Annotated in this window: 9 protein-coding genes; 5 read left to right on the top strand and 4 right to left on the bottom strand. The window is 65.1% G+C overall.

Annotated elements, in window-relative coordinates; translation table 11 throughout:
• Positions 1–206: 206 nt before the first annotated feature.
• The 4 genes from AAG591_RS07905 (at position 207) to AAG591_RS07920 (ending at position 3,294) form a co-directional block, all read left to right on the top strand.
• Positions 207–869, top strand: coding sequence for a Tim44/TimA family putative adaptor protein (locus AAG591_RS07905; RefSeq protein ID WP_342530572.1), 663 nt, complete (start codon positions 207–209; stop codon positions 867–869).
• A gap of 54 nt (positions 870–923) precedes the next feature.
• A complete protein-coding gene (gene mltA / locus AAG591_RS07910) occupies positions 924–2,111 on the top strand; it encodes a murein transglycosylase A (RefSeq protein ID WP_342530573.1) in 1,188 nt (395 codons plus the stop codon).
• A 242-nt stretch (positions 2,112–2,353) separates the two neighbouring features.
• Complete coding sequence (locus AAG591_RS07915; protein ID WP_342530574.1) at positions 2,354–2,692, top strand: Smr/MutS family protein; 339 nt, start codon at positions 2,354–2,356, stop codon at positions 2,690–2,692.
• On the top strand, positions 2,692–3,294 hold the full coding sequence (locus AAG591_RS07920; RefSeq protein ID WP_342530575.1) for a protein-methionine-sulfoxide reductase heme-binding subunit MsrQ: 603 nt from the start codon (positions 2,692–2,694) through the stop codon (positions 3,292–3,294). The genes AAG591_RS07915 and AAG591_RS07920 overlap by 1 nt, the downstream gene beginning before the upstream one ends.
• On the opposite strand, the gene AAG591_RS07925 is transcribed toward AAG591_RS07920, so the two are convergent.
• The gene (locus AAG591_RS07925; RefSeq protein ID WP_342530576.1) at positions 3,284–3,802 is read right to left on the bottom strand and encodes a hypothetical protein; all 519 of its coding nucleotides are present in this window, start codon (positions 3,800–3,802) and stop codon (positions 3,284–3,286) included. The genes AAG591_RS07920 and AAG591_RS07925 overlap by 11 nt on opposite strands.
• Before the next feature lie 97 nt (positions 3,803–3,899).
• On the bottom strand, positions 3,900–5,432 hold the full coding sequence (locus AAG591_RS07930) for a catalase (RefSeq protein ID WP_342530577.1): 1,533 nt from the start codon (positions 5,430–5,432) through the stop codon (positions 3,900–3,902).
• Between the two features lie 191 nt (positions 5,433–5,623).
• On the opposite strand from AAG591_RS07930, the gene AAG591_RS07935 reads away from it, so the two are divergent.
• On the top strand, positions 5,624–8,095 hold the full coding sequence (locus tag AAG591_RS07935; protein ID WP_342530578.1) for a membrane-bound PQQ-dependent dehydrogenase, glucose/quinate/shikimate family: 2,472 nt from the start codon (positions 5,624–5,626) through the stop codon (positions 8,093–8,095).
• An 87-nt stretch (positions 8,096–8,182) separates the two neighbouring features.
• On the opposite strand, the gene katG is transcribed toward AAG591_RS07935, so the two are convergent.
• Both katG and AAG591_RS07945 read right to left on the bottom strand, forming a co-directional pair.
• Positions 8,183–10,399: a catalase/peroxidase HPI gene (katG, locus tag AAG591_RS07940; RefSeq protein ID WP_342530580.1), complete on the bottom strand. Its 2,217-nt coding sequence runs from the start codon at positions 10,397–10,399 to the stop codon at positions 8,183–8,185.
• Between the two features lie 195 nt (positions 10,400–10,594).
• On the bottom strand, positions 10,595–11,278 hold the full coding sequence (locus tag AAG591_RS07945; protein WP_342530582.1) for a hypothetical protein: 684 nt from the start codon (positions 11,276–11,278) through the stop codon (positions 10,595–10,597).
• Positions 11,279–11,319 lie beyond the last annotated feature (41 nt).

Consider the following 11,319-nt stretch of genomic DNA (forward strand, 5'->3'; position numbering starts at 1 on the left):
TCGCTTGCCGCCTAGCAGCCGCATGGGCGACCCGCAACGGGAACGAATCACCGATGTGAGACACTTTTCGCCGCACCGGGGCACTCCGCTCGACGTTGTGCATTTGATATCGGCCCCTATCTGTGGGATTGAATGCGAAACGTGAAGGGCGCGTCCGGCGGTTGTCGTTCGATGCGCGCCCGATGATTAGCCAGGTGCCTTTGCAAGTGATTCCCGAAATCGTCATCCTCGCCATGATCGCGGTCTTTCTGGGCCTGCGGCTGTATTCCGTGCTTGGCCGCCGGGCCGAGCATGAGGAAGAGCCTGTGCCGCGCCGCATCGAAGGGCAGGATGCGCCCAATCTCCCGCAGCCCAAGCAGGCCGCGCAGCCCGCTCCGCGTGCCGTGACCGAACACGAAGCCAAGCCCGACGTCCTCCCTGTGGTCGAGCGCGGGGTGCAGTCGATCATTGCATCGGACCGCACCTTCGACATCGTCAACTTCCTCGAAGGTGCGAAGGGTGCCTACGGGATGGTGCTGGAAGCCTTCTGGAACGGCGACAAGGAAACCCTGCGCGAGTTGTGCGACGAATCGGTTTACGAAGGTTTCGCGCAGGCGATCGACGCGCGCGAGGAAGCGGGCGAAACGCTCGACAACCGCCTGATCCGGATCGAGGACGCATCGATCCGCGACGCCGAGGTGGAGCGCAAGGAAGCGCGCATCACCGTCCGCTTCGTCGCCGACATCGCGGCTGTGACGCGCGACAGCGACGGTACGATGGTGGCCGGATCGCTCGACGATGCGATCGAAAGCCGCGATATCTGGACCTTCGCCCGCCGCACCGATTCGCGCGCGCCGGACTGGCTGCTGGTCGAGACCGACGAGGGCTGATGGTTTCGGGCTCCGGTTTCCGGGGCCCGATTTTTTCGCAGGGGAGGCGAGGCAATGTTCAAGTGGAGCTGGCCTCTCGCGGCGCTCGTCGTGTTGTCGAGCTGCGTCGGCCCGGGCCAGGATCGCCCGCCTTATCCGCCGATAGACCGTCCGCCCGAGCCCGTGCTTGAGAACGCCGCTGCGGCAGGCGTTACCGCTGGACCTTCGTTTCGCGCGCTGAACCTGACCGAAGGCGATGCAGCCGCCGCCCTCACCGCATTCAGGGCCAGTTGCGACTGGCCGTCGGAGAAAGCCGACGCAAGCGGCCTGACGCGGCCCGAAGACTGGCTGGGCGCCTGCACCGCTGCGCATCGGTGGGAGGGCACTGCGCTCACCTTCTTCGAAACCTATTTCGAGAGCGCGCAGATCGGCGACGGCACCGCGTTTGCGACCGGCTATTTCGAGCCCGAGATTCTCGGCAGCCGCACTCCGCGGCCCGGCTATGATGTGCCCGTGTACAGCGTGCCCGACGACCTGGTGCGCGCCTGGCCCGCCGACATGCCGGAGAGTGAGCGCGAAGGGCGTCCGCCGCTGGGCCGGTACGACGATGCGGGCAATTTCGTCGAGTATTACAGCCGCGCGGAGATAGAGGACGGTGCGCTCGCCGGGCGCGGGCTGGAAATCGCGTGGGCGGCCGATCCGGTCGAATTCTTCTTCCTCCAGATCCAGGGCTCGGGCCTGCTGCGTGCGCCGGACGGCAGCGTGATGCGGATCGGTTATGCGGGCCAGAACGGTCACGGCTATACAGGCATAGGCGGGCTGATGCGCGAGCGCGGCCTGCTGGGCGACGGGCCCGGCCAGTACGCAGGATCGATGCAGGGCATCATGCAGTACATTCGGGAGAACCCGGTGGAAGGCCGCGCGCTGATGCGCGAGAACGAAAGCTGGGTGTTCTTCCGCGAACTGACCACCAGCGGGCCGCTCGGTTCGCTCGGCGTGCCGGTGACACGCGGGAACAGCGTGGCAGTCGATCCGCGTTTCGTGCCCTATGGGGCACCGGTGGTGCTGAATATGGACCGCGACATCGCCGATGGCCTGTGGGTGGCGCAGGATACCGGGGGCGCGATCAAGGGCGCCAACCGTTTCGACACTTTCTGGGGCAATGGGGGCGATTCGCGCGAAGTTGCCGGGGGCATGAGCGCGCGCGGCCACGCGCTGATCCTGCTGCCCAAGGGAACGGTCGCCCGCCTGACCCGGCGATGAGACAAGCGCCGCGCGGATTGTCGGAGGAGGAGGCTGCCGCGTGGGCGGCGCTGGCCGCCAGCGTGAAACCTCTGCACCAGAAGGCCGCGGCCGCAGCGAAACCGACCAAACGCGCTCCCGCACCGTCCCAATCTCGCCCCACGTCCTCCCCTCCCTTGAGGGAAGGGCAGGGGGTGGGTGCACGACCACCGAAGCAGGCGCCGAACGCCCCCACCCGACCTCCCCCTCGAGGGGGGGGAGGATTGGACTCGCATTGGGATCGCAGGCTGAAGGCAGGCGAGATCGCGCCCGAACTGACGCTGGACCTGCACGGCCACGGCCTGGACGCCGCCTATAACCGCTTGATGGACGGTATGGCACAGGCCCGAGGGATGGATGCGCGCAGCGTGCTGGTCGTCACGGGCAAGCCGCGTAGCGGCGAAGCGGCCGACCGGGGCGAGCGTCGCGGGGCCATCCGCGCAAAAATCCTCGATTGGCTCGCCGCAAGCGAACACGGCGGAGCGATTGCCGCCGTGCGGAATGCGCACCGGCGACACGGGGGGGACGGCGCGCTCTATATCGTTTTGAAACGGAGCCGCTGATGGCCATCCTACGCTCACGACCGTTCCTGTGGCTGATCCTCGCTCTGCCTGGGGCGTGGATGCTGTGCCGCTGGTGGTTTACGCCCGATCTCTACGGCTACGGCCATATCATTGGCGATAGCGGCGACTGGGCGGCGTGGCTGCTGATGGCGACGCTGGCGGTGACGCCGATACGGCTGGCGTTTCGCCGCAATCCTGTCGCGCAATATCTGATGCGCAAGCGGCGCGATCTTGGCGTGGCGAGCTTCGCCTATGCCGCCGGGCACACGATCATCTATCTCTGGCGCAAGGGCGATCCCGCGATCATCTGGGACGAGGCTTCGACGCCCTACGTCCTCGCCGGATGGGTCGCGCTGGCGTTGTTCCTGCCGCTGGCGATCACGTCCAACGATGTGTCGATGCGGATGCTCAAGCGTTCATGGAAGACGCTGCACCGACTGGTCTATCCCGCCGCAGTGCTGGTGTTCGTGCACTGGGCGCTGTCCGCCTTCGATCCGACCACCGCCATTATCAACATCGCGATACTGGCGGCGATCGAGATCGTCAGGGTCTGGCTGCAATGGCGTCAGAAACGCACAGCCAGCGCCAGCGTCAAAGCGTGACGTACTGGCGGAAGCGCGCGACTTCCTGTTCGTCGACATACTTGCCGATCTCGCGATCGAACACGCCCATGTCGGCGTAGGGGCGGTATTCCTCGAACTCGTGGACCATCTTGTCGGTCATGCCGGGGACGAGGCGGATTTCCTCTTCGCTGGCGGAGTTGAGGTTGATGGGCACGAACACGTTGACGAGCACGGCCTTGGCTTCATCCTCGCTCAGCGTTTCCTTCAGCTTGGCGTCGAGATCGGTGACGCTGGCATAGGGCTGACCGGCTACGATCGCGGCAGCGAGTTCGGGCGAGACACCGTCGACATTCGCCAGCTCTTCTTCGGTCGCATCGTTGGCGTTGAGGACGTTGGATGCGGCGTCGGGAGATTCGACGGCGTCGGCGTCGGGGGTCGCGGTATCGGTCGCAGCGGTTTCATCGGTGGTGGCGTCGGGCGCTTCCGAACAGGCGGCGAGCGCCAGTGCCGAGGCGGCGACGGGGACGAGGAACTTCAGTGTGCGCATGATATGTCTTCCTTTTTGCGAAGGGGTCGCATTAGCAATATTGCGAGCCATGTCGATGGGCGATTTGGGGTTCGCCCACCGACAGTGAAGGTCAGGGCTATTCTGCGCCCTGACGCTGCTTGATCGATTCAGCGCTAGCCATGCCGGGCGCGGTGGACTTGCCGCCGATCATTTCGCGGACCTTGTCCTCGATCCGCTGGCCGATCTTCTCATCGACGTTCTTCCAGTACTCGAACGCACGTACGAGGACCTTCTCGCTGACACCGTCTGCCAGATGGCCGGCGACGTTGGAGACGAAGCGATCGCGCTGGGCATCGTCCATCACATCGTTCACCAGCGCACGCGGCTGGCTCCAGTCGTCGTCATCCTCGCGCAACGTGTATGCCTGCCGCACCATGTCGCCATCGGCGTGCCAGGTCGCTTCGCCGCCAACCTGCGGCTGCGCGGCGGGGCCGCCGTAGGAATTGGGCGCGTAGACCGGATCGACCGCGTTCTGCGTGCGCATGTGCCCGGCGCGGCTGTAGGAATGCACATCGGCATTCTTGGGCGCGTTGACCGGGATCTGCTTGTAATTGACGCCGAGGCGCGCGCGGTGCGCATCCGAATAGGAAAAGCCGCGTGCCAGCAGCATCTTGTCGGGGCTCAGCCCGATGCCGGGCACCATATTGTTCGGCTCGAACGCGAGCTGTTCGATCTGCGTGTCCCAGTCGACCGGGTTCTCGTTGAGCGTCAGCGTGCCGACCTCGATCAGCGGATAATCCGCGTGCGGCCAGGTCTTGGTCAGGTCGAACGGGTTGATGCGATAAGTCTTGGCATCCTCGAACGGCATGATCTGCCATTTGAGCGTCCAGCTCGGGAAATTGCCCTCGGCAATCGCGTCGAACAGGTCGCGGCGGTGGTAATCGCTGTCCTCGCCCGCCTTCTTCACCGCTTCGTCCTGCGTCAGGTGGGCGTTGCCGCTTTCGTCACCGACATTGGTGTGGAAGTGGAACTTGACCCAGAACTTCTCGCCATCCTCGTTGATCAGCATGTAGGTGTGGCTGGAATAGCCGTTCATCTCGCGCCAGTTTTTCGGCACGCCGCGGTCGCCCATCAGGTAGGTGACCTGGTGCGCGCTTTCGGGGCTGAGCGTCCAGAAATCCCACATCATGTCGTGATCGCGCAGGCCGTTGTCCGCGCGGCGCTTCTGGCTGCGGATGAAGTGCTGGAACTTCAGCGGATCGCGGATGAAGAAGATCGGCGTGTTGTTGCCGACCATATCGAAATTGCCATCCTCGGTGTAGAACTTGACCGAAAAGCCACGCGGATCGCGCCAGGTATCGGGGCTTCCACGCTCGCCCGCCACTGTGGAGAAGCGCATCGCGACCTCGCACTCGGCCCCTGGCTGGAAGATCTTGGCCTTGGTGTATTTCGAGACGTCCGCCGTCGTCTTCCACGTTCCGAATGCGCCCGAACCCTTGGCATGCGGCTGACGTTCGGGGATACGCTCGCGATTGAAGTTGGCCATCTGTTCGATCAGGTAGTGATCGTTGAGCACGATCGGGCCGTCGGGGCTGATCGTCAGCGAATGCTCGTCGCTCTGGACGCGGATACCGGCATCGGTGGTGGTGGGGGGAACGGTCTTCGCCATGGTCTTCATCCTCTTTGGAGATCGAAAACACGAACGGGTCGCAGGGCCGCTTCGTTCCACTGCGCGCCCGCCAAAACAACAAGATTTCAGATGCCTGCGGCGGAGCCTCTTTGAAAAGCCACGACCGTAGTGGGAACCGGCACCCTGACTGCCGATTGAGTCCAGTGGGGACGTAGACGAAAGGTCAGCAAATGCTCGAAGATTCCGGCGACGCCAACTCGGTCCGGACGGCATGGCCTGCGCGTTTTATCGGAGCGCTCCTGTTTGCATTGGGCCTCGTGCTCGCGATTGGCGGGCTGTGGCTCGTGATCGACGGCGGCTCTCCCTACTACGTTCTCGCTGGCATCGGCCTTGTCGCCTCGGGCGTCCTTATCTTCCTGCGCCAATGGGTCGGAGCCGTGCTCTACGCCATCATCTTCGCGCTCACGGCGGTGTGGGCCTTCTGGGAAAGCAGCAATGTCTGGGGGCTGGTGCCGCGACTGGTCGGCCCGGCAATCCTGCTCGTCCTCGTCTGCCTGATTACGCCCTTCCTCATTCGCCGCACGGCATGGAAGCCTGCGATTCTCGGCGCGGTGGGCACGCTCGTCTTTACCGGCGCTGCCTTCTGGCTGACCGCGCTCACAGCACCTGGCTGGGTGCAATCGGATTTGCCCAACCATGGCGGTTCCATCGCCGGGCAATCGGTCAATGCCGACTGGCTCGCCTGGGGTGGCACCAACGGGGCGCAGCGTTATTCTACGCTCGCCCAGATCACGCCCGATAACGTCGGCAAGCTGAAAGTCGCGTGGACCGCGCATACCGGCGATATGCCGCAGGGCGCAGGCGAGGGGAAATACGCCGCCGAGACCACCCCGCTCAAGATCGGCAACCGGCTCTACATGTGCACGGCGATGAACCAGATGCTCGCGCTCGACGCGAACAACGGCAAGGTTCTGTGGCGCTACGATCCGGGCGTCAGCACCGACGCGATTCCCTATTCCGCCAGCTGCCGCGGAGTGACCGCCTATGATCCGACGAAGGGTAGCACTGCGCTCGACGACAATGCCTCGCGCCCGTCTCCGTCGCGCGAGGCGTCGCTGCCGATCACCGGGCCCGCCACCGCGCTGGAGGAATGCACCGGCCTGCGCATTCTGGAAGCGACGCTCGACGCGCGGCTGATCGAAGTCGATGCCGAAACCGGCAAACCGTGCCCCGATTTCGGCACCAATGGCGAAGTCGATACCACTGTCGGCCTCGGCAATGTCTATCCCGGCATGGCGGCGATGACCGTCGCGCCGACCATCGTGAACGGCACCATCGTGGTCGGCCGACAGGTGATGGACGGGCAGCGCAACGATGCCCCCTCGGGCGCGATCATGGCGTTCGACGCGACCACCGGCGAACGCAAGTGGGCGTGGGACATGGGCCGTCCGGGCGAGACCGGCTGGCCTGCGGAGGGCGAGGAGTTCACCCGCGGCACGCCCAATATGTGGACCAGCGCGGCAGGCGATGACGAGCTGAATATGGTCTACCTGCCGCTCGGCAACAGTTCGAGCGACTACTGGAGCAGCGACCGCAGCGCGCAGGAGAACAAGTATTCATCCGCCCTCGTCGCGATCGACGTGGCGAGCGGCAAGCCCGCCTGGACGTTCCAGACGGTGCATAAGGACGTGTGGGACTACGACCTCGGCAGCCAGCCGACGCTGGTGAACCTGCCCGACGGCACGCCCGCGCTGGTACTCGCGTCCAAGCAGGGCGAGATCTACGTGCTCGACCGCAGGACGGGCAAGCCGCTCCATCCCGTGGTCGAAAAGCGTGCCCCGGTCATGGGGGCAGAGCCTGAGCAGCGCAGCCCGACGCAGCCTTACTCGGCCTTCGCCACGCTCAAGAAACCCAACCTGACCGAAGCGGACATGTGGGGCATGTCGCCGATCGACCAGATGATCTGCCGCATCCAGTTCAAGGAAGCCGACTATGCGGGGTACTATACTCCGCCGAGCGAAAACCACTCGATCGAATATCCGGGCTATAACGGCGGGTCCGACTGGGGATCGGTTGCGGTCGATCCGGCGCGCGGCGTGATCGTGGCGAACTACAACGACATGCCCAACTACGTGCAGCTGGTGCCGCGTGCGGTGGCCGACAAAAAGGGTTGGGAGCCACGCGGGCCGCAGGGCAATACCGGCGGCGGCAAGGCCGAAGGCGCAGGCGATCCGCAGGCGGGCGTGCCCTATGCGATCGACGTCAACGCGGGGTGGCGCGTGCCGTTCACCGGCCTGCTGTGCAAGCAGCCGCCCTATGGCGGGATCACCGCGATCGACCTGACCACGGGCAAGACCATCTGGGACCGCCCCTTCGGCACTGCGCGCAAGAACGGCCCCTTCGGCATCGCCTCGCACCTGCCGGTGACCATCGGCACGCCCAATAATGGCGGTGCGGTGGTGACGGCAGGCGGGCTGATCTTCGTTGCCGCGACCACCGACGACCTGATCCACGCGATCGACCTCAAGACCGGCAGGACGCTGTGGACCGCAGCGCTCCCCGGTGGCGGTCAGGCGAACGTGATGACCTACGAGGAAGGCGGGCGTCAGTACGTGGTCGTGATGGCGGGCGGCCACCACTTCATGAAGACCAAGGTCAGCGACGCGGTGGTCGCCTACGCGCTGCCCGACACAACCACCTGAGCCATCGCTCAGGCAAATGAAAAGCGGGCCGCGATGGGAAGTCGCGGCCCGCTTCGTTTCGGTGGCGCTCCGATCAGTGGTACGCCATCAGTGATATTGGGCGTAGCGCAGGTCGAACCGGTCGGCGTCCATCACCCTGGTCCACGCGGCCACGAAATCGCGCACGAACTTCGCTTCGTTGCCGTTCTCGGCATAGACCTCCGCGACCGAGCGCAGCTGCGAGTTGGAGCCGAAGACCAGATCGGTGCGCGTCGCGTGCCACTTCTCCTCGCCCGAGGCACGGTCGGTGCCGACAAATTCCTCGTCGCCGCTCTCGTCGACCGTCGCCCACTTCGTGCCCATGTCGAGCAGGTTGACGAAGAAGTCGTTGGTCAGCTGGCCGGGACGGGTCGTCAGCACACCGATGGCGTTGCCGTGCTTGGCATGTGTGCTCACCGCACCCAGCGCGCGCATCCCGCCGACCAGCACCGTCATCTCGGGGATCGAGAGGCCGAGCAGGCTCGCCCGGTCGATCAGCATGTCCTCGGTCTTCACGCTCGCCTTGGTCTTGAGGTAGTTGCGGAAGCCATCGGCGAAGGGTTCGAGCGGTTCGAAGCTTTCCGCGTCGACATGCTCTTCGCTGGCATCGCCGCGCCCGGTGGTGACCGGAACCGCGATGTCGAACCCGGCATCCTTCGCCGCCTTCTCGACCGCCGCCGCGCCGGCAAGCACGATCGCATCGGCCATCGAGATGTCGTCGCGCAGCTCATCGAGCGTGGCCAAGACCTTCCCGAGTTCCTCGGGGTCGTTGACCGCCCAGCTGCGCATCGGCTCCAGCCGGATGTGCGCGCCGTTCGCGCCACCCCGGTGGTCGCTCTTGCGGTAGGTGCTGGCCGAGGCCCACGCCGCCTTGACCAGTTCGCTGACTGAGAGCCCGCTGCGCAGCACCTTGTCCTTGAACAGAGTGACGGCGGTATCGGAGACTTCGCGGCCCGCAGGCACCGGGTCCTGCCAGATCAGATCTTCGGCAGGGACGTCGGGGCCGAGGTAGCGCGCCTTGGGGCCCATATCGCGGTGGGTCAGCTTGAACCACGCGCGGGCGAAGGCATCGTCCAGTGCGGCCTGATCGTCGCGGAAGCGTTCGGAAATCTTGCGATAGTCCGGGTCCATCTTCAGCGCCATGTCGGCGGTGGTCATCATGGTCGGCACCTTCTTCGAAGGATCGCGCGCGTCTGGCGCCATGTCTTCGGGGTCCGGGTCGACCGGCTGCCACTGCTGCGCGCCCGCCGGGCTCTTCACCAGCTCGTAGTCGTATTTGAACAGCAGGCGAAAATAGTCGCCGCCCCACTGCGTCGGGTTGGGGGTCCATGCCCCTTCGAGGCCGGAGGTGGTGATATGGCCCTTCTCGATCTGGTCGGCATCGGTCGCCCAGCCGAAGCCCATCAGCTGCAGCGCCTCGCTTTCGGGCGAACCGCTCAGCTGGTCGGCGGGCACCGCGCCGTGGCATTTGCCGAACGCGTGGCCGCCGGCGGTCAGCGCGACGGTCTCTTCGTCGTTCATCGCCATGCGCGCGAAGGTTTCCTTCATGTCGCGTGCCGACTGCAGCGGATCGGGATTGCCACCGGGGCCTTCGGGATTGACGTAGATCAGGCCCATCTGGATCGCGGCGAGCGGGTTTTCGAGCGCCTTGCCCTCATCGGGAATAATGCGCGTTTCGACGCCCTGGTCGACCCACTCTTCTTCGGAGCCCCAGTAGATGTCGTTTTCCGGCTCGTAGACGTCCTTGCGGCCGCCGCCGAAGCCGAACACGGGCCCGCCCATGCTCTCGATCGCGACGTTGCCGGTCAGCACGAACAGGTCGGCCCAGCTGATGTGCTTCCCGTATTTCTGCTTGATCGGCCACAGCAGGCGGCGCGCCTTGTCGAGATTGCCATTGTCGGGCCAGGAATTGAGCGGGGCGAACCGCTGCTGGCCGCTCGACGCGCCGCCGCGACCGTCTCCGGTGCGATAGGTGCCCGCGGCGTGCCACGCCATGCGGATGAAGAACGGGCCGTAGTGGCCGTAATCCGCGGGCCACCAGGGCTGGCTGTCGGTCATCAGCGCGTGCAGGTCTGCCTTGAGGGCGGCGTAGTCGAGCGCGTTGAAGGCCTCGCAATAATCGAAGTCCTCGCCCATCGGATCGGGCGACTGCCCGCCTTGCGTCAGGATGTGGAGGTCGAGTGCATCGGGCCACCAGTCCTTGTTGGTGCGCCCCAGCAGGGCGCGCACGCCGCCATCGCCGTGTACGGGGCAACCGCCCCCGATCGAACCAGTCTTCGCGTCCATCATCCACTCCTTCTCGCATGCGACTCGTGTCGCGTGATGGAAGGAGAATGCGCCTGACTTGGTGATTGGTCCAATCGATTAATTGGCTTTGACTTATCAACCTGGGCGATGGTGCGAATCGCGCAAGCTCCAAATGCAAAGCGCCGCCATCCGGCTTGCGAATGGCGGCGCGTGTGCGTGTGCAGTGTGACGGGCTCAGCCGATCGCGGTGTCGACCGTCGCTCCAGTCTCTACCGTCGGTGCGGCATCTTCGCCGGTTCCTTCGGCAGGGTCTTCGCTCGCCTGCACCGGCTCCACCGGCCCGGCATCCAGAACCCTGTCGATCACACCAGCCGCCTGGACCTTGCCGAGCGCGTCGAGGAAGGCCGCATCCCACATTTCCTCGAAGCCGCCGGCAGAGAACTTCGCCAGCGTGCCCGAACCTTCGGTCACGACGGTTTCGACAACCTTGGAGCTCGCGCGGTCGTAGAACTGCCATTCGACCTTCACGTCGATCGTGCCCTTGAAGCCCTTTACTGACGAGCAGATGTTGATCGCGGTCGGCGCCATCACCGCGCCAAGCAGGATGTCGCCCTTGTCGTCCGATTCCGCGGCGAAGAGGTCGCCCGAATCCGAGACGACTGCGACTTCGCTCTTACCGAGCTTTTCGGAAACCAGCCGGTCGTACCGCTCGAAATCCTGAGTCTTCTTTTCCTTCGGCAGTTCGATGTTGCTCGGGAAGACACACAGCGTCCCGCCTTTCACGCGCGCCTCGATCGGTGCGGTTTCCGTGTCGAGCACGACCTTGGCCAGTTGCAGCGACTTGCTTTCGGCATGAGCCGATGCGGGCACGGCGAGTGCCACCAGCGCGCCCGCGAGCGCGCACTGCTTGAACGTCATTTCGATTGTTCCCCCTAAACGAACCCGTCCACGCCGAAGCG

It is taken from the genome of Citromicrobium bathyomarinum (assembly GCF_038594485.1).
In the GTDB taxonomy this organism is placed as follows: Bacteria; Pseudomonadota; Alphaproteobacteria; order Sphingomonadales; family Sphingomonadaceae; genus Alteriqipengyuania; species Alteriqipengyuania bathyomarina_A.